Below are 24,781 nucleotides of genomic sequence, written 5' to 3'. Positions count from 1 at the left end.
GGCAGCTACATCACCCTCGACCCGAACAGCATCGAATCCGGTACGGCGGGGGACTACAACGTCAAGTCAGCTCATTTCGCCTACAGCGGCCCGGCCAGCATGACCGCCACGCATCCCGACTACCCGAAAAGCCTTTCCAGACAGAGCCTGCGAATCAACGTGCCGCAAGCCGCCAACGCGCCCGACAAAGGCTGGGCACGTATGCCTTACACGCTTTATGCCGATGGGGCGCCATTGCAGAAAGGCATCCTCGACAACACCGGGCAATTACTGATCGAGCATCAGGTCGTCACGCGGCAATACCGGCTAGAGCTGGCCAACGGTGTGACGTATCAGATTCCGATCCCCACCGAATACGACAATGTCGAGCAGGGCGTGCTGGCCAATAGCGGCCTGCACAACCATCGCTCGCAACCCGATGACAGTTTGAGTCAACCCGGGTCGCACACAGATCACCGCGACCTTTATGCAGCGGTGCTTCAAGGGCTCAATGACGACCAGGAGGACAAGCCTCAATGAATCAATCAGACATCGTGACGCCGGCTGCACTCCAGCACACTAACGAAGTGACCTGCGCCTCGCCATGGTACGTGCTGAAGACTAAATACCGCCCGGCCAAAGCCACCTATCAACCTTTGGTCAACGGCGAAGAAGCTTTTCGAGCGGTGCACATGGCGGTCGCCAAGGCCAGCAAAACCATTGACATCATTTGCTGGGGGTTTCAGCCATCGATGTTTTTCATTCGTGATAGCTGTACCCCGAGCATTGGCGAACTGCTGATGATCAAAGCCAGTGAAGGCGTCAAGGTACGCGTACTGGGTTGGGAGTTTCCACTCAATCTCGCAGGTGCGGCGGGGGAGACCAATCTGCCGGGCAAAGGCAAATTACGCATCTTGCAGCGAGAGTTACAGCACACCACCGAAGACCAATATGCCTATGACAAGTATTGGTATGCCACCTGTGCGGTCAGTGGCAACAAGGCCGCCGGGCATGATCCCCGTCTGCCTGTGTTTGTCGGCCGGGGTTTCAGCTGGCAGGAAAGGGGAGAGATCTCCCATTGGGTGAAATACCAGGGGCTGGATCCGGATATCAGCGCGAAAATGCGTTACGTCATGAAGCTTGCGCCCAGCCACCACCAAAAAACCGTGCTGGTGGATTACCAGGTTCCTGACCGCGCCGTGGGTTTCGTCATGGGCCACAACATGCTGGATGAGTATTGGGACACCGATAAGCATTCCGCATTAAACCGCACTGAGAACACCAAGCCTGCACCCAACGTCGGCCCACGTGGCAAGGAGCCGCGGCAGGACATTTCCTGTCAGCTCAGCGGCCCAATTCTAGAGCACTTGCACCACAACTTCGCGACCGCATGGTTCAACGAAACCGGCGAGGACTTGCTGGGGCCGCGCGAGGCCAAGCAGGTGGGGCCCGTATTGCAATGCGCTCCCGAAGTGACTCGACAACTGGCGCAGATCGTTCGCACCCAGCCACAGGAGAAGGCGCTAGACATCGAGCAGCTTTACCTGAAAGCCGTCAACAACGCGACCCGGTTCATCTACATCGAGAACCAGTACTTTCGCTGGCCCCCACTGGCGAAGCTGATCAACGAGGTTGCAGAGCGTCAAATCAAAGGAGGCGTCGATCCCGGTAAGGAGGGTGCCCTGCATCTGTTCGTGATCACCAACGCCAGCGACGATGGCATGGGTAAAGGCACGGTAAAAACCCAGCGCATGCTTGAAACCCTGGGGCGCGCCGACACCATGCCCAATGTCACCAAGCTACAGCGCATCGAAGAGGTGAAACACAACGCGCCACCCCGGCCGCGCCCGGACCTGCGCGACCAGGTCGGGCAAAGGGAACTCAAGCAGTGGCAGGCCGCACTGGACCGGCAAATCAAAGAGATCAACGACAGCACCATCGACGTACAGAAGCGGCCCGGTCTGAAAATCCATGTCTGCTCACTGGTCGCTCCGGACTCCCCGGCAGGCAAGGACTGGATGCCGGTGTACATCCATTCCAAGTTGATGATCATCGACGACGTCTTCACCACCCACGGCTCGGCCAATATCAACAGCCGCAGCATGGAAGTCGACAGCGAGATAAACGTCGCTCATGAGTGGGCGAGCGTGACCGAGAGGCTTCGGCGGCGATTGTGGGATCTGCATACGGGAGGGATGGGGGTGCAGGATGATCCGGCGGTAGCGTTCAAAGCTTGGGGGAACGTAATCGAGGAAAACAGGAAACGCCAAAACGATAAAGAAAAAGCGTGGGAACCCTACGCCCCACTTATCGAGTTTTATTACGGAGAAAAGACCATGGCAGACCTCGACTGATGCGCCGACTCCTTCTGCTTTCAAGTCTGCTGTTAGCCGCCTGTGGAACGGGCGATGCGTTGACTCTTCAATCCAAGGACATGCCAGTGAACCCGATGACCGAAGCCAAGGCCAAGCTGGCCTTTACCTGCGTGCACGAAACTATTCCCACCCCTTCCGCCGAAGCTGACGTGTTGTTCCAGTACGCGCGCTGGCTGCAGAAGAACAACCTGCTTAAACAGGACCCGAGCGTGTATGTCGAGATCGAGCGGCTGTACCGTATCGCCGCCGAAAACGGCCATTACAAGGCAAATATCAACCTGCAGAACGGCACCCGGCGTGGGGAGTTCAAGCTGCGCGGTGACGAGCATTTGCGCCTCAGTCAGAACCTGATCGATGCGGGCGTGGCCAGCGGTTATTACTTTATCAGCGTCTTCCTGAAAAACGGCTCGGCCGGGCTTAAGCAGGACCTGGAAATGTCCCTGCGTTACTTGCGCAAGGCTGCCGACACGGGCAGTGCTCAGGCTCAATACGAAGTGGGCATCAAACTCGAACCTAGCAACATAGCTCCGAGCATTGCTCTACAGATGTATCGCTGCGCCGCTGAGCAAGGACATGGTCAGTCCGCTGTCACTCTTTCGCTTTATCTGCGCGACGATAAGAAATACGACGAAGCTACCCACGTCTTGCAAATGGGGGTTGCCGCTGGTGATGAGAGCGCTGCCGGTCGCTTGGATGATGCATTTCGAAATCCCCCCCCCTCCAACGTAATGCACTACCTCGCCCAACCCGAAGACCTCGAGCGCGCCGACCGCTATAACAAAATCTGGCGGATCCTGGCCAACTACTCCTACGCCAACCCCAAGGTCCCGGAGATCAACGACATCGTTCCCTTGCCACCGGCCCCGTTGCCAGAGTGGGACGGCAAGCTGCAATGGCTGGAAGCAAGGCTGGCCAATGTTTCGCCAGAAAAGCCCAGCATGCAGCTGATCAACGAACTCGCCAATGCCAAGGTCCTTGACCCGGTTACTGGCAAACCCATGCCGGGGTCGTCCGGCTTCAACCAAAACAACTATCTCGGGCTTTACGCCCAAAGTGGTAAGCCCTGTCCCCAGAGCGGCTACTGGAAAATTTCGAGTACCCCCTGGCCTGGACACCTGTTGATGGTGCGCAACGACCCTCGCTATTTCAAAGAAGGCGACATTCTGCCTAAAGCCCCGTATAGCTTCTATCGCCCGATCATCTGGCCGCTGCCCGATAAATACACGGAAGTAGAGCAAGGGGTTTGCTGGGGGTGGATCGGATGAAGCGCTCGTTCATACCCGTACTCCTGAGCGCGACGTTGCTCGGTTGCAGCCAAACCTCGCTGGACCCGATGACCGAAACCAAGGCCAAACTGGCCTTTACCTGCGTGCACGAAACTATTCCCACCCCTTCCGCCGAAGCTGACGTGTTGTTCCAGTACGCGCGCTGGCTGCAGAAGAACAACCTGCTTAAACAGGACCCGAGCGTGTATGTCGAGATCGAGCGGCTGTACCGTATCGCCGCCGAAAACGGCCATTACAAGGCCAATATCAACCTGCAAAACGGCACCCGGCGTGGGGAATTCAAGCTGCGGGGCGACGAACATTTACGCCTCAGTCAGAGCCTGATTGACGCGGGGGTGGCAAGCGGTTACTACTTTATCGGCGTCTTCCTGAGAAACGGCTCGGCCGGGTTGCAGCAGGATCCGGAAATGTCTCTGCGCTATTTTCGCAAGGCGGCCGACACGGGCAGTGCCCAAGCCCAATATGAAGTGGGCGATAAGCTGGCCCCCATTGACATCGCACCGGATATTGCCCGCCAGATGCGCCGATGCGCTGCCGAGCAGGGACATGGTAAGGCTGCAGTCATGTTGTCGATGTATCTCCAGGATGACAAAGAATACAGCGAAGCTGTCAAAATATTGCAGTTGGGGGTGGCCGCCGGTTATAGCTCCGCGGCTTCTCGGATGGTTAAAGTTTTTCGTAATCCCCCTCCCACTAACGAACTGCACTACCTCGCTCAACAAGAGGATATCGAACGCGCCAACCGCTACGAAAAAATCTGGCGAGTCCTGGCCAACTACTCCTACGCCAACCCCAAGGTCCCGGAGATCAACGATATCGTTCCTCTTCCTCCCGCGCCGCTGCCTGAATGGGACGGCAAGCTGCAATGGCTGGAAGCAAGGCTGGCCAACGTTCCGCCAGAAAAGCCCAGCATGCAGCTGATCCACGAACTCGCCAATGCCAAGGTTCTTGACCCTGTCACGGGCAAACCCATGCCGGGGTCGCTAATCTTCAGGCACACCTTCGACGCGCTCAGTGACTAGCCACAAAAAAACCGATGCCAGCGTCCCGGCATCGGTTTTTTTCAGGCTCGATATCAGCCCACAGCAGCCTTACACCAATGTGTTTTTCTTGATCTTGCCTTCCTGAATGATCATCGCCAGGTTTTCGCCTTGGCCGACCAAGCAGTCGATGTTTTCCAGTGGGTTGCCGTCTACGACCAGCAGGTCGGCGATGGCGCCTTCGGCGATGCAACCCAGCTGACCTTCACGTTGCAGGATCTTCGCCGCGACGCTGGTGGCGCTGCGCAGGGCGGCGAGGTTGCCGAGTACTTCTGCGCGGATCTGCAGTTCGTGGCTCTGGTACTGGTGCATGTCGCCCAGCAGGTCCGAGCCGTAGCCCATTTCCACGCCTGCATCGGCGAACAACTTGAGTGCATTGCGGCCCGCCAGGCGGACGTCTTCGATCTTGGCCACTGAATCCGGCGGCAAGCCCGCTTCGGCGCCATGTTTGGCGAGCATCTCGTAGGTGACCTGGGTCGGTACGGCGAACGCGCCTTTTTCGGCCATCAGTTTTGCGGTATCGGCATCCACCAGGTTGCCATGCTCGATGGTCCGCACGCCGCATTCAATGGCGCGACGAATCGCCCGGGCGGTGTAGGCGTGGGCCATCACATAGGTGTTGGCGGCTTCGGCTTCGTCGACGATGGCGCGGATTTCCGCTTCGCTGTATTGAGTGTTGGCAATCGGGTCAGTCGGGGACGATACGCCACCGGAGGCCATGATCTTGATCTGATTGGCACCTTGTTGCAGCTCTTCACGAACCGCCAGGCGCACATTGTCCACGCCGTCCACCACTCGGGCGATGGCGCCTGCGCGGAAGCAGCACGAGCACGGTTCGCTGAGCAGCAGTTCGCCGCGAGCGCGCATGTCGCCATGGCCGCCGGTTTGCGAGAGCGCTTTACCGGCCGCGAAGATACGCGGGCCCGGCACCAGGCCCAGAGCGATGGAGCGCGCCAGGGCCCAGTCCGCACCGCCAGCGTCGCGCACCGTGGTAAAGCCACGGTTGAGCATGGCTTCAAGAATCGGCAGGGCGCGGTACATGATGATCGCGTTGGGTTGCAGCGCGTTCATGCCCAGGTTGGCGTTGGAGGCCAGCACATGAACGTGGCAGTCGATCAGACCCGGCATCAGGGTGCGGCCATCCAGATCAATGACTTGCGCATCGGCCTCGGCGGTGCTGGTTTGGAGGCTGCCTTGCGGGCGAACCGCGCTGATGCGGCCGCCCTCGATGACAACTTCCAGACCGCCCAGTAGCTCGCCCTTGACCACATCCAGCAACTGGCCGTTACGCAGAATCAGGCGCGAAGTGTTTTGAGTACTCATTGCAAAGCTGCTCCTTTGAAGCTGGTGTTGGTGCTGGCGTTACGGTCGCGGAACAGGTACGCGCCGCAGCCGCTGACTACTGCCGCGAACATGATGTAGAAGGCCGGCGCGACATTACTGCCGGTATTGGCGATCAACCAAGTGATGGTGAAGGTGGCGAAACCGCCGAAGATAGTGACTGCAAAGTTGTAGGCCACGGACAGACCCGTAGACAGCACGTGGGTCGGCAACAACTCGCCAAATGCCGCGAGGATCGAGCCGATGTAACCGGCAATCAACAAGCCCATCACCAGTTCAAATATCAGCAGCGATGCGACGCCGGGCACCTGATTGATGAAAAGGAACATCGGGTAGGCGGCGAAGAAAATCGCCACCGCCGAACCCAGCAGCCAAGGGCGTCGACCCTGTTTGTCGGCAAGCATGCCGACGATAGGCGTGGCGACGATCAGCACCGCGCCGCCCATCATCCCCGCGCTGAAACCCATCCAGCTCGGCAGGCCCAGCACTCGGGTGGAGTACGACGGAATGTAGAACAGAATGGCGTAGGTGCACACCGTCCACAGCACCACCAGCGAGAAGCTGATCAGGGTCTGCCGAGGGTAAGTGCGCAGCACTTCGCGCAACGGCGATTCAGTGGTTTTTGCGTCGGTGTAGGCAGGGGTTTCGTCAATGCGACTACGAATATAGAAACCCACCGGACCGATCAAGGTGCCAATGATGAACGGGATACGCCAGCCCCAGCTTTCCAGCTGCGCCTGGGTCAGGTAGCTCGACAGTAATGCACCCAGACCCGAGCCCAAGAGTACGGCTACGCCGATGCTCGCCTGGATCCAGCTGGAGTAGAAGGCTTTCTTGCCATCTGGCGCGTGCTCGGTGAGAAACGCGGTCGCGCTGCCCATTTCGCCGCCAGCCGAAAAACCTTGTAGCAGGCGAGCCAGCACAATCAGCACCGGGGCGATCAGGCCGATCTGCGCATAGCCAGGGGTGATGGCGATGATTAGGGTGCCCAGCGCCATCAACAGGATGGTCAGCGACAGCGCCGCCTTGCGCCCGTGCTTATCGCCGTAGATGCCCAGCACGATGCCGCCCACCGGGCGCATGAAGAAGCCGACGCCGAAAGTGGCCAGTGCCAGCAGGTATGAAGTCAGTTCGCTGTCGGTGGGGAAGAAGACCTTGGCGATAATCACCGAGAAGAAGCTATAGACAGTGAAGTCGAACCACTCCAGGCCGTTGCCTACCACGGTAGCGATTACGGCTTTGCGGGCCTGTTGGTTATGTGTGAGCGTGGAAGCGTTTTTTATAGCGTTCACGTAAAACTCCTGCATGCAGATAACGCAGGGATAGTCCCGCGCACGAGTTGGGCAGAGAAGCATGGGTGAAACATCGTCAGGGTCTGATGCCCTTGTAGGCTGGAGAATACTCGGCGTCTAGGATGCGGCAAAACGCTAATTTGGCAGATTTGCATGCGCTGGGGACATGCAGACGGGCGACCGAAATCTGTAGGAGCGCGCTTGCCCGCGATTGTTTTTTTGCCAATACACATCATCGAAATGTCTGGCGCCATCGCGGGCAAGCGCGCTCCTACAGGTCAAGGTTTTTCAGATCCGCCTCGGTTCTTTAGGAGCTATCGGAGGTTTCGACGGCGACGAAGCGGTGTGTCTGACACGCCGGTTTCGCAGGCTGCGGCAGCTCCTACAGCGGTATCTCGCTCTGCAACGCCAGCCACTTCTCGAACGAGCGCGCTGCTCGGCTGGGGAACTGGCCGGTGGGGTTGAGCAGGTAATAGCCGCCTATTTCCCCGACATGAGCGTCACAGGCTGGCACCAGTGCGCCGGATCGCAGGTGCATGTCGATCATCGGCGTCCAGCCCAGCACGATGCCGCGCCCAGCGATGGCCAGGTCGACCATGACCGGGTAGTTGTTGACCGTCAGGCGCTGGCGAATCACTGAGGCATCGACGCCCTGGCGGGCAAACCAGTCGGCCCATGACAGCCACTGGCGTTGACCGTCTTCGAGCATCAGCAATCGATGCTCGAGTAGCTGCTCCGGTTCGAGTACACGGCCTTGCAGGTAGCCCGGCGCGCAATAAGCGGCGACGGATTCGGCAAACAGCAATCGGCTATCCAACCCCGGCGGCGAGCCGGAGCGCAGGAAGTACACCGCCAGATCAAACTCGGCGCGCACCAGGGAGTCCAGCCCGTCCACGACCCGCAAGCGCACATCGACCGTGGGGAATTCGTCGGCATAGCGACCCGCCAACGGCCCCAGCCACAAGGCTGCGACACCGCTTGAACAGGCCAGGGTCAACTCCTGTTCGCCGCTGTGGGTCATGACCTGAGCGGTAGCCTCAGCGCATTGCGCCAGAACGCGATGCACCTGTTCGGCATAGACCTGCCCGGCAACCGTCAGGTGGATGCGCTTGTGCTCACGACGAAATAACGCTCGGCCCAAGAACTCCTCAAGCTGCTGCACCTGGCGGCTGATCGCGCTTTGGGTCAGGTGCAGCTCGGCCGCCGCACGTGTGAAGCTGCCATGGCGCACCGTCGCCTCAAAAGCAATCAGGGTTTGCAGTGGTGGCAGGGGTTCGATGCGCATGTGGGGCCCGGGGCAAAGTGGAATCGCGCCATGAGAACAAAAAACAGCGAGGTTTTCACCTATCAAGCGCTGTGGAATCTCGTGGGACCGGCTTCAGCCGGGAAGACAATGGTTCGGGCGCAGCAGATGTATTGGTTGTACTTGCCTCTTCCCGGCTGAAGCCGGTCCCACGACGCAACTTTAGAAACGGCGAAGAGAAGGCATATTTCTTGCTTTGCTAACAATAAATATCTTGATAGCTAGCAGAAATAGAGAGCCTTTTTGATCATGATTGCCACTTCCAGCCATGCCGTTATTTGTACACCTCATGCCGAAGCCAGCGCGGCAGGCCTGCGTATTCTCGACGCTGGTGGTACGGCCATTGATGCGATGCTGGCGGCCAGCGCGATGTTGGCAGCAGTGTTTCCGCACATGACTGGCCTGGGGGGTGATGCCCTGTGGATGATCCACGACAGCAAGGTCCGCACCATCGTGGGGATCGGTCAGGCCGGACAGAGCTTGCCTGAAGGTGGCAAGATCGGTTTGCGCGGACCCGGTTCGGTTGCCACCACGGCAGGCGCGCTTAGAAGCTGGCAAACCGCAGCCAATATCAGTCGTTATGAATGGGGCTCGAAGCTGGGCTGGGCCGATTTGTTGGAAGACGCTGCCGCCATGGCTGACGCGGGTGCGACCGTCTCCCGCTCCCAGCTGTTCTGGCAAACCCTGCGCCAGCCGCTGATCGAGCAATTACCGGACTTGCATCGGCTTTGTAAAATCCAGGATCGCAACAAAAACGAAGTCCGCTGGCTGGAGGAGGGCGATACGCTGCGTCAACCCGAGCTGGCTAATACCTTGCGGCACCTGGCCCGACACGGTGTCGAAGACTTCTACAGCGGCGAGTTGGCCGAGGCCTTCGGTGCTGCGTTTGACCGATTGGGCTGTGGGTTGACTGCGGCTGATCTGGCCGCCACCCAGGCCGTTGAAATGGCGCCGCTCTCAGTGCGCTATCGTCAAGGCCGGCTCTACAATGTCGCGCCGCCGTGCCAGGGCCTTTACACCTTGCAGGCCATGGCCGCGCTGCAACACAAGCCGCTGGCCGAGGCGGGCAATGGCAGTGCGCTTTATTACCACTATTTAGTCGAAGCCATTAAACAGGGGCTGTTGCGCCGCAATGCCGAGCTTTGCGATCCGCTGAGCAGCGCGTGGGATTTCGCCATCACGTTGGAGGCTAAGCAAATTCAAGCTTATGCCGACGCCATCGACGATCAACGCGCCGCACCCTGGAACGAACCGGGACGGCCGGCTGACACCATCTGGATGGCCGCGACTGATGCGCAAGGCCGCACCGCATGCCTGATTCAAAGCCTGTTTCACGATTTCGGTTCGGGCTGCATCCTCGGCGATACCGGCGTGCTCTGGCAGAACCGCGCCGCTGGATTTAGCGCGGACCCCGAGCACGTCAACGGCTGGGCAGCGGGCAAGCGTCCGGCGCACACCCTTAACCCTTCCTGTTATCTGGCTGATGATGGCCGACGCTGGTTCTTCGGCACTCAGGGTGGCGATGGTCAGCCGCAGACGCAAATGGTCCTGGCTACCCAACTGGTGGACTTTGAGCAGCCCATCGATATTGCCCTGCAAACCCCGCGCTTTCTACTGGGCCGCAGCTTTTTCGACAGCACCGATAACCTCAAGCTGGAAGGTGACATCAACCCCGACACGGCTGCAGGGCTCGCTGCGCTGGGGCACGACGTTGAAATGATTGCGGCCCGCAGCCCCATGACCGGCCACGCCGGGATCATCGCCATCAGCGCCGACGATCAGCGCAGTGCCATGCATGATCCTCGTGGCGAGGGGGTGGCGCTGGCTCAGGTTTAGATTCAGGTTCAGGCCAACTGATCAATCATGGAGTATTTGCCGGGTTCGGGCTGCTGGCGGATAATGCCGCCGATTGCCCGCCATCCGCAGCCTTGCGCGTTGGCACGAGGCTTTCTGGACAATAGAGGAATGGATGGGCTTGAGCACTGTCACCGCCAAACAGCTTGAGGTGCAACGTATCGTCGACGCGTTGTTCAAGGCTATCGCTCAGCATCGCCTGCCGCCCGGCACTCGATTGATCGAAGCCCAGATTGTCGAGACCCTGCAGGCCAATCGTAATCACGTACAGGTCGCCTTGCAGCGTTTGGCGATGCAGAAAGTGGTGACCATCGAAGCCAATCGCGGCGCGATGGTTGCGCAGCCCACGGCACGGGAAGCGCGAGATATCTTCAGCGCCCGACGGGCCATCGAACGGGCGATTGTCGAAGCCATCACGCCGGCGATCATGCGCAAGCAGCGCCAGCGTATCGCCAATCACATGAACAACGAACGCAACGCCACCAACGACACGGACCGCCGGGCCATCGTTCGCGAGCTGAGCGAGTTTCACTTGATGCTGGGCGAGATTAGCGGCAACGCTGTGTTGAGTGACATCCTCGCCAACCTGATGGTGCGCAGCTCGCTGATCGTGGCGTTGTACCAACGCAATGACGTGCCGTCCTGCGCTTCGGATGAGCATCAGGAGATCATCACTGCCCTGGAAAACGGCGATACCGAACGCGCTGTTGCGGTAATGATCGAGCACCTTGACGAGCTGGAAGGTCAGCTGGCTCTCGAAGAGTCCGCGCCCGAGGAGTTCAACCTCAGGCAGGCGTTGAGTGATTGAGGGTCGAAGTATTCTGTGCGCCCTTCATCCGGACGCCGCTCCGTCGCGCATCAAACGGTGGGCGTGTGGGAGCGAGCTTGCTCGCGAAGGCGGTATTCAGGTTTGGATAGATGCTTGGTAATTCTGACCTCTTCGCGAGCAAGCTCGCTCCCACAAAATCACCTAAATCATCTGGCTCCTGTTTAGTTTGATGAGAGCTGCTGAAGGCTGCGAACGCATTGTGTCAGACCCAACGCTTTCGCAGCCTTCGGCAGCTCCTACACAGGGCTAGCCTTCTGGCTTAAGCAATTTCCCAACCGGCCGGCTAAACGTCTGCCGTCCCGCTTTGAACCCCATCAACGGCGCGCTGATCTCGGCTATCACTGCCGCAGGCGAGAGGGCGTCGAAGACGATGAAGTCGGCGCGGCAGCCCGGTAACAGCCCGTAGTCCTTCAATCTCAGCATGCGCGCCGACTCGCTGGACACCCAGGCCAGGCACTGCAGCAGCTCCGGCACGGTGCCCATCTGGCTGACGTTAGCGAACAGGTTGGCCTGACGAATCAGCGACGCATCCCCATAAGGTGTGAAGGGGTTGCCGATGTTGTTGGTGGAGACAGAGCAGGTCACGCCACAGGCGTGCAGGTGGGCCAGAGGCGCCAGACCTCTCGGCTTGTTGTGAAATGACTCACGCCCCATCAGAAACAGATCCGTGCTGGGCAGGCAGGTTACCTGCACCCCGCCCTTGGCCAGATGCAGGCCGAGCACAGTTAACTGCTCCTTGGGCAAGGTCGAGAGCTTGGTCACATGGCCGATGGTGACTCGACCGGCCCAGCCATACAGTTGCGTGCAGCGGGCTACTTCCATGACGGTCATGCCTTCCGGGTTCAGGTCGAAGTCCAGATGCAGGTCCAGATCGCAGTCGTAGTGCACGGCCAGTTCAAACAAACGCTGGATTTGCCCGTTCGGGTCACTGTCCATGTAAGGGCAGCCGCCGAGCACCGTCGCGCCGTTTTCCAAGGCGTGACACAACAGCTGTTCGGTGCCGGGATTGTTGAGCAACCCTTCTTGAGGGAAGACACAGATCTCCAGGCTGATCGCCCAGGCGTAATCCGCTTGCAGACGGCGAATCGCGTTGAACCCGATCAGGCCGATCTGCGGATCCAGCTCCACATGGGTGCGCATGTGGGTGGTGCCTTGCAGGATCGCCTTGTCCAGCACCTGAGCACCGCGTTGGTAGACATCTTCCTCAGTGAATTCAGCTTTGGCAGCTCGGGTCTGAGCCACTGCTTCGCCCAAAGTGCCTTCCTGTAAATGGCAGCGCTGCATGATGCAGGCTTTATCCAGATGGATATGGGTTTCGATCAGCCCCGGCATCAGCAACATGCCCTGCAAGTCGAGGGTTTGCCAGTGCTTGAGTTCAGAGCTAAAACTTTCGACGAAATGACCGTCCTCAACATACAGCTGAACATTGGTGAGCTCACCGACGCGGGCATTGATGATATGCAAAGGGTTCATGCGCAGGCTCCCTGGCTGGTGGTGCTCTCGCCTAAATAGGCTGCCGCCAGCTCTTTGTCTTCACGCAGTTCGGCGGCGCTGGCGGATTTGACGATGCAGCCGGTTTCAAGCACATAGGCTCGGTCGGCCACTTGCAAGGCAAGGTTGGCCATCTGATCGACCAGCAAAATGGTGACGCCTTCGTCGCGCAGGGCTGAGAGGGCGTCGTACAGTTCGCCGATCATGGCGGGCGACAAACCCAGCGACGGTTCATCCAGCAACAGGATTTTCGGTTTGGCCATCAGCCCCCGACCCACTGCAACCATCTGCTGCTCGCCGCCGGAAAGCAGTCCGGCCGGGTTGTCGATGCGATCCCGCAAGCGTGGGAAGCGCTTGAGGATGGCCTCGATTTCGGCCTCGGCATCAAAGGTTTCCCGACGTGAATAGCCGCCCAGCAACAGGTTGTCGCGCACGCTGAGGTAAGGGAACACCTGACGACCTTCCGGCACCAGTGCCAGGCCTTTGGCGGCGATGGTGCTGGCGTTGGCCTGTTCGATGCTTTCGTTGTCCAGCAGGATGCTGCCACTGGTGGCGCGATGCAGTCCGGCCAGGCATTGCAGGATGCTCGACTTACCAGCCCCATTGGCCCCCAGAATCGCCACCAGCTCACCGGGATTGACCAGCAGATTGACCTTGTCCACCACCGCTGAAGCGCCGTAGTCGATGACCAGGTCCTTGACGTACAGGCGCGCATCACGGCTGCCGTTCCAGGCTTGTTGGCGAGGTGTCGCCTGATAATCGGTGCCGCCCAGATACGCGGCGATGACCTGCTGATTCTGGCGAATTTCAGCGGGTGGGCCAGAGGCGATGGGTTTGCCCGCATCCAGCACCAATAAATGTTCGGAGACCGACATCACCAGCGCCATGTCGTGTTCCACCAGAATTACCGTCAGACCGAATCCTGCCAGTTCGCGCAACAGCACGGCCAATTCGTCCGTGTCGCGACGGCTCAGCCCGGCAGCCGGTTCGTCCAAGAGTAAAACCGCCGGCGCGGTGGCCAGTGCCCGGGCGATTTCCACCAGGCGGCGGTCCACGTGGGGTAAGTCGTCGGCAGCGATGTTCACTTCGCCGCGATAACCGACCAGGGCCAGCAGGTCCAGGGCCAGGCTGCGCTGCTCGGCACTGGAGCGGCTGAATGGCAAACCCAGACGGCCTTTTTGCATGGCCACCAGCAGGTTATCCAGCACCGACATTTCGCCGAACAACAGGGTGGTCTGATAGGTGCGGGCAATCCCGGCACGGGCGCTTTTCCAGGCAGGCAGACCAGCCAGTGGTTGTTGCAGATCAATCTGGCCGCTGTCTGGCGCATAAAAACCACTGATCATGTTCAGCACCGTGGTTTTGCCCGCGCCATTAGGGCCGATGATGCTGGTGATGCTCCCGGCAGACGCATGCAGGTTCACATGCTGCGCAGCCTGAACGCCGCCGAAACGTATACCGATATCAGTAACACGCAAGCCGGACGACGGGCCACGACTGCGCAGATGGGCGGCGATGCGTTCGCGATTAAGCTTTGTTGGGGGCAGCAAATGGGTCGGTTTGATCCAGCGACGGGCGAGGGCGCCCAGCAGCCCGTTGGGCGCGATCCACAGCACCAGCAGCAGGAGGACCGAGAAAATCAGCAGGCGGTATTCGGCGAAATCCGACAGCAGCTCAGGCACCAGCACGATCAACAGTGCACCAATCAGCGGCCCGAACAGCATGCCGCTGCCGCCGACGATCACCGCCAGGACAAACAGAATCGACTGCGAAAACGGGAAGGATTCGGGGTTGATGAACATCAGCAACGGCGCCAGCAAGCCGCCGGCCAAACCCGTCAATGCCGCAGACAGGGCAAAGGCAAGGGTCTTGCTCAGCACCGGATTGAAACCCAGCGAACGCGCGGCGATTTCCGAGGCTTTGACAGCGCGCATGGCTTTGCCCCAGCTGCTGTGGCTCAAACGCTGGTAAAACAGCAGCGCGCCAATCATCAGCGCTCCGGAAAGCAGGGCGAGGAGGATTGCCGGATCAAGACCGGCAAACTCTGGCAATGGGATGCCCATCAAGCCGTTGGAGCCGCCAGTGAAGTCCCGCCATTCAATCAGGCTGTGATGCACGACGAAGGCGAAGGCAATGGTGATCATCGCCAGATATGGGCCGCTGACCCGCAATGCCGGAATTGCCAGCAATGCACCTACCAGCCCGGCGATCACCCCAGCCAGCGGCAGCGCCAGCCAGAGCGGCCAGCCAGCCATGGTCAGAAGTGCCGACACATAGGCACCAATGGCGTAAAACGCGATATGGCCGAAGGAAATCTGCCCGCTCAGGCCAATCAGGATATTCAGGCCGACACCCACCACCGCCGCCAGGGCGCAGAGGGTGAAAACCAGTAAGGAGTAGCTGTCCAGCGTGAAGGCCATGACGCCACAGGTGGCGGCGAGCAGGGCGATGAAAACCGGAGCCGCCAGGGATTTGATGTCTTTCATACTTTCACCAGTGCCTTGCTGCCGAACAGGCCATTGGGACGAATTGCCAGGGCCAGAATGACCAGCGCGAAGGTAAAGATCTGGGTGAATGCCGAGCCGAAATACAACGTGATCAAGGCTTCGGCAAGACCGAACAGCAGGCCGGCGGCAAACACGCCCCCGGCGCTGGCAATGCCGCCGAGGATCGCCACTGCGAAGGCTTTAAGGCCGAACAACATGCCCATTTCTGCATTGACGCTGAACAGCGGCGCAATCAACAAACCGGCAATAGCCGCGAACACCGTGGAGATGGCGAACGCGATGGCCACCACGCGATTGACGTTGATGCCCATCAGCATTGCCGCCCTAGGGTTCTGCACGCAGGCCTCGAGCACCTTGCCCAGTCGGGTGTAACGACGCACCAGATACAGCGCCAGGGCAATGGCTGCCCCCGCCAGCGGAATCAACAGTTGCAATGCCCCCACGTTGTTGCCGAACAGTTCAACATTGAGGTTCACCAGGCTGCTCTCGAACTGACGCGGCTCCTTGCCAAACGTAAACAGCGCCAGGTTGTCCACTAGAATCCCGCCTGCCACCGTCGCCATCAACCAGGCCTGTGAGCCGCGGCTGTGGAAGGGCCGCACCAGCCAGCGCTCGATTACCAGGCCGTACACGGCGCAAAGCAGCAGCGTCAGCGGTAAAGCCAGCCACAGCGACCAGCCCCAGGTGATGCAGAACGTGTAGCCCAAGACCGCGCCAACCATCATGGCGCTGCCCTGGGCAAAGTTGACGGTGCGCGAGACGACGTAGGTCAGGTGAAACCCGAGCGCCAGCAACGCGTACATGCTGCCCAGACCGAGGCCGGTGACAATGGCGGCGGTAAACATGGTGATGACTCCTTAAAGACTTGGCTTACGGCTTGAGCGGTACGATCTGGTCGTTGACGAAGTGCGTGAACAGATAATCGTCCGGGCCTAGCGCGTCGTGTTTCTGTACCGTGAACGGCTGCTTGTAATGCTTGATCAAACCGTCGTAATCACTGATGGCATAAAAGCCGTCGCGCACCGCCTTGCCGTCGGTGTTGCCAGCTTTTTCGATGGCCAGGGCCGCCAGATGCAAAGCGTCGTAGGCATTGGCGATGCCAACGGCAGGGGTGACGTCAGCCAGGGTTTTGATCTGCGGGTAGGCGGTTTTCAACGCAGCCAGCAGGGCGTCGCCTTTGGCGCTGTTGTGCTCGGTGAATACGTAAGTCTGGATGAAGTGCACGCGAGAGGCGTTCGGGCCAGCCAGTTCACCGAAACGACCACCGGCCGGACCCCAGTGGGAAACCACCGGCACATCCCAACCCATACGATCCAGGGACTTGACCACCTGCGCCGAAGGGCCGACGTTGCCGACCATCAAGAGGGTGTCGGCGCCGGCGTTTTTCAGACGGGTCAGTTGCGGTACCACGTCCAGATCACTGTCCTGAATCCGTTCGACACCGGCATTGGCCAGGCCACGTTTTTCCAGTGCACGTTTGAAGCCTGCTTCGTTGGACTCACCCCATGGGTTGTTGATGAGGATCATGCCTGGCTTCTTCATGCCGTTTTCCACGCCGTATTTGACCAGCGCTTCGTCCACCAACTCGTCGACTGCTGATACCCGGAACACGTAGTTATCGGCTGCGCCGTTCTCGGTGATCTTGGTACCTGCTGCCCAGATGCCCATGAACGGCACTTTCATCTGATTAGCCAAGGGCACGATGGCCAGCGAAACCGGGGTATCCAGGCCGCCGAACAAGACCGTGACTTTTTCCCGCTGGACCAGCTCACGAGCCGCCAGCATGCCTTTGGACGGGTTGCTTTCATCGTCGCGACGCACCAGCTCAAGCGGGCGGCCGAGTACGCCGCCTTTGGCGTTGACCTCATTGATGGCCATGGTGAGGCCGCGGGTCAGCGCTTCACCGGATTTGGCCGACTGACCGGAAAGGGCCGCGACCAGACCGACCTTGATCGGCTCGACCGCTTGCGCGCTGCCGAACATGGCGATGTTGAGCGTGACTGCAGCAGCCACGGGGAACAGCAGACGTTGCAGGTTTGGAAGCCGGATGGCCATAGGTCATTCTCCTGATTGCTAGCAGTTGCATATTTATTGCTAGCAAGTAGGATGCCAGTCAGCACGGCGGCTGAAAACCGCCGTCTTCGGCCTAAATACCGAATGTTTACGCGCCAATATGTGGCGTGTCGCACCAAGTCAAGGCGTGGCAGGCCGCATTCATAATCCTTGAGTCAGGAGAATCAGCGATGTCGGAAATCAATAAAGATGTGCAGATTGTTAGCAATTTCCTGGAGGCATCCATGGCCCCTGATCCGGTCCGCGCCGCAACGTTCATGAGCCCTGACGTGAAGATCACCTTCACCGGTGGACGGGTGATGCCAACGCCCCAGGACATTACCGCGTTCAACGGCTCTCGCTATACATGGGTCAAGAAAGCATTGGGCAACTTTGACTGGATGGATCGCGGCGATCACACCGTGGTGTATTCAAACGGCACGTTGTACGGCGAGTGGCCGGATGGCAGCAGCTTTTCAGGCAACCGTTACCTGGATCGCTTTGAAGTCCGCAACGGCAAGATCACCCACATGGATGTCTGGAACGACAGCGCTGAGTGGATACTCACGCCTGAGATCGCCAAGGGTTGATAACAGGCCTGAGCGGCGGGAGCGCGCTTGCCGCGATGCAGGCGCCTCGATTCGTCAGATTCATTGATCGCCCGCAACAATCCGCAGGCTATCCCATAGCCCCATCACTTGGGTCACTGCGGCATCCAGCGTGGCATGTGGAACGCCATCGCGCGCCTGCGTCGACAGGCCCAGCATATAACTGTCGAACACGGCGGCGAGGGTTTCCGGTATCACCGTCCCGGGCAATTCGCCTGAGGCAATTGCGCGGTCGAGGCACGCAACCAAGCCGGCTCGGTTGGCTTTTCTGGCCCGCGCTAGAGGCTCGGAGATGGCTTTGCTTTCGTCCGAGCAAGTGGTCATCAGGCCCAGCGAAACCAGACAACCCTTGGGATGATCGGGCTCACATTGCATTTTCGCAGAGCGGCGAAGGGTCAGTTCAATCGCCTCCCTGGGCGGCATTGTCGTATCAAACAGGCTATCGGTGACTCGACCATGGGTATTGAGGTAGTGCTCCATGACCTCGCTGAACAAAGCCTGCTTCGAGCCAAAAGCTGCGTAAAAGCTAGGCGCGCTGATGCCTCCGCCTATGCCAGCTGCCTGAGATCAGCAGCGGGCTCGGGGTATCGGCATCGTTGGCGGGGCAGATGGTGACTGTTTACGCATTGGGGTCTCTGCTGGCGGCCATCCCGCTGACCATCGCCACGCAAAGCTGGCGCCGCAGAACAGTCTTGCTGCTGACGATTGTCGGCTTTCTGGTTTTCAACTCCATCACTGCGTTGTCTTCCAATTACTGGCTGACCCTTATCGCAAGGTTTTTCGCTGGCGTCTCTGCGGGGCTGGCGTGGAGCCTTATCGCGGGTTATGCACGACGTATGGTAGACCCCCAGTTGCAGGGTCGAGCGCTGGCGGTCGCAATGGTGGGAACGCCTATCGCTTTTTCCCTCGGGGTGCCTTTGGGAACCTGGCTGGGTGGCTTCATGGGCTGGCGCATGGCGTTTGGATTGATGTCCGGGATGACCCTGGTGTTGATCGCCTGGGTGCTGATCAAGGTGCCGGACTACCCTGGCCAATCCTCCTCGCAGCGCATGGCGTTGCGTCAGGTATTTCTGACGCCCGGCGTGCGCTCGGTGCTGGGCGTCGTTTTCACCTGGATGCTGGCTCACAACATTCTTTACACCTGCATCGCGCCCTTTGTTTCCGCGGCCGGATTAACGAGTGACATTGATTTGGTATTGCTGGCATTTGGCGTGGCAGCGCTGGCGGGCATCTGGGTAACAGGGCGGCTGGTTGATCGTCATCTACGAAGGACCGTGTTGGCCAGCCTTGCAACCTTTGCAGCGGTCTCTGTTTTCTTTGGTCTGTTTTCCGACTCTGCCTTTGCCGTCTACGTCGGGGTTTTTATCTGGGGCCTGACCTTTGGTGGTGCCGCCACGCTTTTGCAAACCGCGCTCGCTGACTCGGCAGGTGAGGGTGCCGATGTAGCGCTTTCCATGAACGTTGTGGTCTGGAACAGTGCTATCGCAGGCGGTGGATTAGCGGGTGGCGTTTTGCTCGGTGAATGGGGGGTAAGTTCTTTTCCCTGGGTCTTATTGGCATTGCTGCTGATCAGCCTGGTCATTGCATCCAAAGCGCGAGCCCATGGCTTTGCAGAGGGTGACAGGCAGTCCAGTCAATTGGTCGCCGGGCATTGAAGTCCAGCTGACGGAGGTTTCGACCTGAGAGGGGGTGCGGTTCGTGGTGTTGCGAGCACTCACAAGGCAGGGGGGCAATGGTGTTTCCCTGTTCACCGCTGGTCAATCGTAAATGCTTCTTTGATACATGGCCGTCTGCCTGGCGCTGTGCTTGATGCGACGAACTGAAGCGCCTGCGATAAGTTGGCCGCCCAGCAGGAGATTCCCGCAGGGCGTTTGTGGTTCCAGCATTCTTTGTCTCAGCGCTCTTACCGCCTCGGCCCCCAGTTCATCTCGCGGCACATGCAAGGTTGTCAACGGCACATCGTTGATATCTGCCAGATTGAAACCGTCCATGCTCATCACCGAGACGTCCTGCGGCACTCTCAGGCCTGCACTCTGGAGTGCTTTTACTGCACCTGCGGCCATGAAATCACCGCCGGCGAGAATGGCGGTCGGTCTTTCAGCAGGCGTGCATCCGGCAAGGTAGGCAGTCACCAGAGATTCAGACTCGGCACTGCTGAAGCCCTCGGCAACTATCTGGTGTTTTGCTTCGCTGAACTCCAGATTGTGGTCCTTCCAGGCTTCACGAATGCCGCGCATGCGCAGATCCATCGTATACCTGCGAAGGCATTGCAGCGTCAGCACATTGCGATGCCCGAGCTGGAACAAATAGTTTGCAGCGAAATTACCAATCAAAAAGTGATCAGGCGAGATTGAAGGCAGGCGCATCGTGCGATCCAGGCAATTGACCAGCACGGCGGGTTTACTCAGATCGGCAGCGAGTTGGTGGATGTGGGGATCATCAATTCCGATAAGGATAGCGGCGTCGGTGTCTTTTTGATTCATCTTTTCAAGGAACAGTGCTGCATCGCTGTCGACCTCCTCCAGATTGCAGTAGCGCACCCGGACATCGTGTTGCATGACCGCCTGCGCGATGCCTTGTATGACCTTGTAGTAGAAGATATCCGAGCGCAGATTGAAGGCGCGAGACGGTGCGAATACGGTCAGGCCATTGAGGAGAAATCGGCCATTGGAGAGATTTTCCATAACCCCCTGCTGACGGGCTGCCAGCAATACTTTCTGGCGGGTGGCAGGGCTGGTATTCGACTTGCCGGCCAGCACCCGCGAGACCGTGGCGATGGAAAGCCCGGTCTGAGCTGCGATCTCGGTAATGCGTAGTTTTCCCATCTTCACCCGCCCATTGAAACTATTTATGTAAAAGCTTTCATGGTAGTAGATCACAATAGAATCAGGCTTTGCAGCGGGTTTCTTGGTCTAATCTCGCGGAATATGTAAATTTATACATGCCTGATTGTGTACGAGCATGAGCAGTTGTCTTAGCGTGGAACCTCAATAAAAACAAAACGCCGGTTCAGCCGGTAACAGGCGAAGACATGATTATCGAACGTAATGCTCGACCTTCTGCCATGCGAAAAAGAAATATTCCACACCTGCGCTGGTGGATGCTGTCTCTATTTTTGCTTGGGGTTACGGTTAACTATCTGACCCGTAATTCGTTGGGGATATTGGCCTCGGAACTAAAAACCGAGTTTGGTATGTCAACGGAACAGTATTCCTGGATTGTTGCGTCCTTTCAGCTCGCCTACACACTGTTCCAACCTCTTTGCGGGTGGCTGATTGACGTCATCGGCCTGAAGATGGGGTTCCTGATTTGCGCCGTTATATGGTCACTCATGTGCCTGCTCCATGCGGGCGCGGCGAGCTGGGTACATTTAGCGATATTGCGTTTTTTCATGGGGGCTTCGGAAGCGGCAGCAACGCCAGCCAATGCCAAAGCGATAGGTGACTGGTTTCCGAAAAAGGAAAGGCCGATTGCTGCAGGTTGGGCTGGAGTGGGGTTTTCACTCGGGGCGATGTTAGCGCCGCCTATTATCTACCTGGCTCATATCACGCTGGGATGGCAAGGTGCATTCCTGATTTGCGGGGGCATTGGTTTGGTATGGGCGGGTCTCTGGGCATGGCTCTACCATGCGCCAGATGTGCATCCTCATCTGTCTCCAGCGGAGTCAGCCCATATTCAACAAGACGGCGAAGTTCGCGGTCAGCAACTGCCTTTTTTCAAAGCGCTCAAGAAGATTGGTCGAGACAAACGTTTTTACGGGATTGCGCTTCCGGCATTCATGGCCGAACCCGCGTGGGCGGTCATGAGCTTTTGGGTGCCCCTGTATCTGGCCAACGAAAGAGGAATGGACCTTAAGCAAATTGTCCTCTTTGCGTGGGTTCCCTTCCTGGCTGCCGACCTGGGAAGTATCGCTAGCGGTTACCTGGCGCGTGTTTACTATCGGATTTTCAAGTGCACTCGAGTGAACTCAATAGTCGCAAGTTCTGTGACGGGGGCGTTCTTGATGTTTTCGTTGGCCATCATGACGCAGGTCAAGGACCCTTATGTCGCTATTGCACTTATTTCGGTCGGCGGGTTTGGTCATCAGGTCATTTCCTGCATGTTAAGCGCTTTGGTAGTGGAAACGTTCGAGCGAGATGAACTGGCCACCGTCAACGGATTGCGCGGTTCTTGTGCCTGGATTGCAAGCTTCATTTTCTCGCTGATTATCGGTGTCAGTGTGGACAAGATCGGCTTTCATCCATTGTTTATCGCCATGGGATTATTCGATTTGATTGGTGCCGTCTTTATGATTTATTTCATCGCCAACAGAACCTTGAAAACTGCATCGGTAAGTGCCTCATGAAAACCTTTAAAACCTGGAAGTTGCAGTCACAGGAACAAGGCTACGTTGAACTTCTCGTTGAAGAGCGCCATATTTTCAGAATCTATATTCTGGAAGAGGGGCTGGCCCGTGTGCTGGTGTTGCGGGAAGGCAGTTTGGCGCTTGACCGCACCTGGAGCATCGCGCCGCAGCAGGATGTGCCGTGGGAAGGGCGGTCTCGGGAGTCTATGGCTGACTTTTCTTTACCGGCATACCGTGTTCAACAGCTGCAAGACAGACTGGTCCTGACCACCGATAAACTTCGCATCACAGTGCATCAACCGCTGTGGTTAGAGTGGGAATATCACGATGGCCAACGCTGGAATCCGCTCGTCTCTGATCGTCCCACCGGCGCTTATTTGCTCAATACTCAGGGTGAGGGTGTCGAGCATTACCAGTTGCGTGCCCCTGAACACCGCTATTATGGATTAGGTGAAAAAACCGGCGATCTCAACCGTACGGGCCGACGTTTCGAAATGCGCAACCTGGACGCAATGGGTTATAACGCCGCGACCACCGATCCACTGTACAAACATATTCCGTTCGTTATTACCCATCAGGAGCGTGCCAGCTTCGGGCTGTTTTATGACAACCTGAATACCAGTTGGTTTGACCTGGGTAATGAGCTGGACAATTACCATCGCCCTTATCGTCGCTACAGGGCAGAGGCCGGCGATCTGGATTATTGGGTTCTTGTGGGCCCACGCATACTGGACGTGACCAAGGCCTTCGTTCGTCTGACAGGTCGAACGTTGTTTCTGCCTAAGTGGAGTCTTGGCTACAGTGGCTCGACCATGCGCTATACCGATGCCGACAACGCTCAGGAACAGTTGCTGGAGTTTCTCGAACTTTGTCAGAAACACGATATTCCTTGTGACTCTTTTCAACTGTCCTCGGGCTATACCTCGATTGGCGATAAACGTTATGTATTCAACTGGAATGACGACAAAGTTCCGGACCCAAAGGCGTTAGCCAAAGCCTATCGAGACGCGGGGGTCAGGTTGATTGCGAATATCAAACCTTGCCTGTTGCAGGACCATCCTCGCTACGATGAAGTGGCTGAAAAAAAGATGTTCATCACTGACTCTGAACACAACGTTCCTGAAAGATCTGTTTTTTGGGACGACGAGGGTTCTCATCTGGATTTCACCAATCCGGATACGGTCAGATGGTGGCAGTCGAACGTGACTGCGCAGCTCCTGGAAAAGGGAATCGACTGCACGTGGAACGACAACAACGAGTATGAAATCTGGGATGCGCAGGCGCGTTGCCACGGGTTTGGACGTGAGACGGCGATCAAGCACATCAGGCCGGTCATGGCGCTGTTGATGATGCGTGCTTCTCTGGAAGCGCAACAGCGTTTTTCGCCACTGGAGCGTCCTTACCTTATCTCTCGGTCAGGTTGTGCCGGGATGCAGCGTTACGTGCAGACTTGGAGTGGCGACAACCGCACCAATTGGACAGCGCTGCGCTACAACACCCGCATGGGGCTTGGCATGAGCTTGTCCGGTCTATACAACGTGGGTCATGACGTGGGTGGATTCTCCGGCAACAAGCCGGACCCCGAGCTTTTTGTGCGCTGGGTCCAGAATGGAGTGATGCATCCTCGATTCACGATTCACTCCTGGAACGACGACGGCACTGTCAATGAACCCTGGATGCATCCATCGGTTACCGCTGCCGTGCGTGAGGCCATTCAGCTCAGATACAAACTGATGCCGTATTTCTACACCCTGCTTTGGCAGGCCAGTCACGACGATGAGCCCATCATCCGGCCGACTTTCCTTGACCATGAACACGACCTGCATACGTTCGAAGAAAACGACGAGTTTCTATTGGGCCGGGATATTCTGGTTGCCAGCGTCGTAGAAGAGGGGGCTCGTGAGCGTAAACTCTGGCTACCGACAAATACGACAGGCTGGTGTGACTGGCAGACTGGCGCGTGGTTCGAAGGCGGCCAGTACATTCACCTGGATGCTCCGTTGGATCGCTTGCCGCTCTTGGTACGAGGGGGCGCCGCGATACCCACAGGGGATTGCTACAAATTGAATGATGCGTCGCTTGATCGATCTCGCAAGCTCATGCTTTTCCCTACGCCAACAGGGGCTGTAAGCGGCGAGTTGTTTGAGGATGATGGCTTGAGCCATGGATGGAAAGACGGGAACTGCCTGATGATCAAATGGACCGTCGAATACGGCGTGGATTTCATTGACCTGACGATATCTCAATCGGGTGAATTCCGTCCCGAATGGTCAGACCTTGAAGTTGATTTGATCAAGGAAGACGGGAGGCAATTGAGGATCAATGGCGAGCGCTGCAAAACGTTCAAGTTGTATCCAAATGAGAATCCGGGCTAACCGCAGTCCATCAAGCATTGGCGAGGACTCCCTCATGCCTCGTCGGTGCTTCGGTGATACTACCTCGTGAACAGCGATCGCCAACGGGGTCGCTACCTGGGGCA

16 protein-coding genes and 3 pseudogenes are annotated in these 24,781 nt (G+C 58.1%); 10 read left to right on the top strand and 9 right to left on the bottom strand.

What is annotated here, in order from left to right; genetic code table 11:
* From IV01_RS26855 to IV01_RS0125195, 4 genes and pseudogenes are all read left to right on the top strand, one after another.
* A pseudogene (locus IV01_RS26855) lies at positions 1-519 on the top strand (type VI secretion system tip protein VgrG); the annotation flags it as partial.
* Positions 516-2,333, top strand: a complete 1,818-nt coding sequence (locus IV01_RS10455) for a phospholipase D-like domain-containing protein (protein WP_032629336.1) — start codon at positions 516-518, stop codon at positions 2,331-2,333. The pseudogene IV01_RS26855 and the gene IV01_RS10455, both read left to right, overlap by 4 nt.
* A complete protein-coding gene (locus IV01_RS10460) occupies positions 2,333-3,619 on the top strand; it encodes a DUF6396 domain-containing protein (protein ID WP_032629335.1) in 1,287 nt (428 codons plus the stop codon). The genes IV01_RS10455 and IV01_RS10460 overlap by 1 nt, the downstream gene beginning before the upstream one ends.
* The gene (locus tag IV01_RS0125195; protein ID WP_080290326.1) at positions 3,616-4,662 is read left to right on the top strand and encodes a sel1 repeat family protein; all 1,047 of its coding nucleotides are present in this window, start codon (positions 3,616-3,618) and stop codon (positions 4,660-4,662) included. The genes IV01_RS10460 and IV01_RS0125195 overlap by 4 nt, the downstream gene beginning before the upstream one ends.
* A gap of 69 nt (positions 4,663-4,731) precedes the next feature.
* Here the strand turns inward: IV01_RS0125195 and IV01_RS10465 are convergent, their stop codons facing one another.
* The 3 genes from IV01_RS10465 to IV01_RS10475 all read right to left on the bottom strand — a co-directional run bounded on the left by IV01_RS10465 (position 4,732) and on the right by IV01_RS10475 (position 8,598).
* Positions 4,732-6,003: a metal-dependent hydrolase family protein gene (locus IV01_RS10465; protein WP_032629334.1), complete on the bottom strand. Its 1,272-nt coding sequence runs from the start codon at positions 6,001-6,003 to the stop codon at positions 4,732-4,734.
* Positions 6,000-7,304, bottom strand: a complete 1,305-nt coding sequence (locus tag IV01_RS10470) for an MFS transporter (RefSeq protein WP_418903538.1) — start codon at positions 7,302-7,304, stop codon at positions 6,000-6,002. Before IV01_RS10470 ends, IV01_RS10465 begins: the two co-directional genes overlap by 4 nt.
* A 391-nt stretch (positions 7,305-7,695) precedes the next feature.
* Complete coding sequence (locus IV01_RS10475; protein WP_032629332.1) at positions 7,696-8,598, bottom strand: LysR substrate-binding domain-containing protein; 903 nt, start codon at positions 8,596-8,598, stop codon at positions 7,696-7,698.
* Between the two features lie 267 nt (positions 8,599-8,865).
* On the opposite strand from IV01_RS10475, the gene IV01_RS10480 reads away from it, so the two are divergent.
* Both IV01_RS10480 and IV01_RS10485 read left to right on the top strand, forming a co-directional pair.
* Positions 8,866-10,452, top strand: a complete 1,587-nt coding sequence (locus tag IV01_RS10480; RefSeq protein WP_032629347.1) for a gamma-glutamyltransferase family protein — start codon at positions 8,866-8,868, stop codon at positions 10,450-10,452.
* A 133-nt stretch (positions 10,453-10,585) separates the two neighbouring features.
* The gene (locus IV01_RS10485; RefSeq protein WP_032629330.1) at positions 10,586-11,278 is read left to right on the top strand and encodes a GntR family transcriptional regulator; all 693 of its coding nucleotides are present in this window, start codon (positions 10,586-10,588) and stop codon (positions 11,276-11,278) included.
* A gap of 267 nt (positions 11,279-11,545) precedes the next feature.
* Here the strand turns inward: IV01_RS10485 and IV01_RS10490 are convergent, their stop codons facing one another.
* From IV01_RS10490 to IV01_RS10505, 4 genes are read right to left on the bottom strand one after another with little or no spacing between them, the layout of a single operon-like run.
* Positions 11,546-12,772, bottom strand: coding sequence for an amidohydrolase family protein (locus IV01_RS10490; RefSeq protein ID WP_032629329.1), 1,227 nt, complete (start codon positions 12,770-12,772; stop codon positions 11,546-11,548).
* On the bottom strand, positions 12,769-15,276 hold the full coding sequence (locus IV01_RS10495) for an ATP-binding cassette domain-containing protein (protein ID WP_032629328.1): 2,508 nt from the start codon (positions 15,274-15,276) through the stop codon (positions 12,769-12,771). Before IV01_RS10495 ends, IV01_RS10490 begins: the two co-directional genes overlap by 4 nt.
* Entirely contained in the window at positions 15,273-16,142 is an 870-nt protein-coding gene (locus IV01_RS10500) for a branched-chain amino acid ABC transporter permease (protein ID WP_032629327.1), read from the bottom strand. Before IV01_RS10500 ends, IV01_RS10495 begins: the two co-directional genes overlap by 4 nt.
* Before the next feature lie 25 nt (positions 16,143-16,167).
* Complete coding sequence (locus tag IV01_RS10505) at positions 16,168-17,352, bottom strand: ABC transporter substrate-binding protein (RefSeq protein WP_032629324.1); 1,185 nt, start codon at positions 17,350-17,352, stop codon at positions 16,168-16,170.
* A 188-nt stretch (positions 17,353-17,540) separates the two neighbouring features.
* Here IV01_RS10505 and IV01_RS10510 point away from each other — a divergent pair, with 188 nt between their 5' ends.
* Positions 17,541-17,939: a nuclear transport factor 2 family protein gene (locus IV01_RS10510; protein WP_032629322.1), complete on the top strand. Its 399-nt coding sequence runs from the start codon at positions 17,541-17,543 to the stop codon at positions 17,937-17,939.
* A 60-nt stretch (positions 17,940-17,999) separates the two neighbouring features.
* Here IV01_RS10510 and IV01_RS0125190 read toward each other — a convergent pair.
* A pseudogene (locus IV01_RS0125190) lies at positions 18,000-18,515 on the bottom strand (TetR/AcrR family transcriptional regulator); the annotation flags it as partial.
* Here IV01_RS0125190 and IV01_RS0125185 point away from each other — a divergent pair.
* Positions 18,515-19,612, top strand: a pseudogene (locus IV01_RS0125185) (MFS transporter); the annotation flags it as partial. The pseudogenes IV01_RS0125190 and IV01_RS0125185 sit on opposite strands and share 1 nt — an antisense overlap.
* Positions 19,613-19,714: 102 nt before the next feature.
* Here the strand turns inward: IV01_RS0125185 and IV01_RS10515 are convergent.
* Positions 19,715-20,836: a LacI family DNA-binding transcriptional regulator gene (locus tag IV01_RS10515; protein WP_229636130.1), complete on the bottom strand. Its 1,122-nt coding sequence runs from the start codon at positions 20,834-20,836 to the stop codon at positions 19,715-19,717.
* A gap of 152 nt (positions 20,837-20,988) precedes the next feature.
* Between IV01_RS10515 and IV01_RS10520 the strand changes: the two genes are divergently transcribed.
* Positions 20,989-22,302: an MFS transporter gene (locus tag IV01_RS10520; RefSeq protein WP_032629317.1), complete on the top strand. Its 1,314-nt coding sequence runs from the start codon at positions 20,989-20,991 to the stop codon at positions 22,300-22,302.
* Positions 22,299-24,677: a TIM-barrel domain-containing protein gene (locus IV01_RS10525; protein ID WP_032629314.1), complete on the top strand. Its 2,379-nt coding sequence runs from the start codon at positions 22,299-22,301 to the stop codon at positions 24,675-24,677. Before IV01_RS10520 ends, IV01_RS10525 begins: the two co-directional genes overlap by 4 nt.
* Positions 24,678-24,781 lie beyond the last annotated feature (104 nt).

It is taken from the genome of Pseudomonas syringae, from assembly GCF_000737245.1.
GTDB classification, from domain to species: domain Bacteria; phylum Pseudomonadota; class Gammaproteobacteria; order Pseudomonadales; family Pseudomonadaceae; genus Aquipseudomonas; species Aquipseudomonas syringae_J.
Note: the sequence above shows the minus strand (reverse complement) of the source record. Positions and strands in the feature narration are given on the sequence as shown.

Coding starts and splice junctions, on each gene's coding strand:
- IV01_RS10455 (WP_032629336.1), top strand. CDS start 516: ATGAATCAATCAGACATCGTGACGCCGGCTGCACTCCAGCACACTAAC.
- IV01_RS10460 (WP_032629335.1), top strand. CDS start 2,333: ATGCGCCGACTCCTTCTGCTTTCAAGTCTGCTGTTAGCCGCCTGTGGA.
- IV01_RS0125195 (WP_080290326.1), top strand. CDS start 3,616: ATGAAGCGCTCGTTCATACCCGTACTCCTGAGCGCGACGTTGCTCGGT.
- IV01_RS10465 (WP_032629334.1), bottom strand. CDS start 6,003: ATGAGTACTCAAAACACTTCGCGCCTGATTCTGCGTAACGGCCAGTTG.
- IV01_RS10475 (WP_032629332.1), bottom strand. CDS start 8,598: ATGCGCATCGAACCCCTGCCACCACTGCAAACCCTGATTGCTTTTGAG.
- IV01_RS10480 (WP_032629347.1), top strand. CDS start 8,866: ATGATTGCCACTTCCAGCCATGCCGTTATTTGTACACCTCATGCCGAA.
- IV01_RS10485 (WP_032629330.1), top strand. CDS start 10,586: ATGGGCTTGAGCACTGTCACCGCCAAACAGCTTGAGGTGCAACGTATC.
- IV01_RS10490 (WP_032629329.1), bottom strand. CDS start 12,772: ATGAACCCTTTGCATATCATCAATGCCCGCGTCGGTGAGCTCACCAAT.
- IV01_RS10495 (WP_032629328.1), bottom strand. CDS start 15,276: ATGAAAGACATCAAATCCCTGGCGGCTCCGGTTTTCATCGCCCTGCTC.
- IV01_RS10500 (WP_032629327.1), bottom strand. CDS start 16,142: ATGTTTACCGCCGCCATTGTCACCGGCCTCGGTCTGGGCAGCATGTAC.
- IV01_RS10505 (WP_032629324.1), bottom strand. CDS start 17,352: ATGGCCATCCGGCTTCCAAACCTGCAACGTCTGCTGTTCCCCGTGGCT.
- IV01_RS10510 (WP_032629322.1), top strand. CDS start 17,541: ATGTCGGAAATCAATAAAGATGTGCAGATTGTTAGCAATTTCCTGGAG.
- IV01_RS10520 (WP_032629317.1), top strand. CDS start 20,989: ATGATTATCGAACGTAATGCTCGACCTTCTGCCATGCGAAAAAGAAAT.
- IV01_RS10525 (WP_032629314.1), top strand. CDS start 22,299: ATGAAAACCTTTAAAACCTGGAAGTTGCAGTCACAGGAACAAGGCTAC.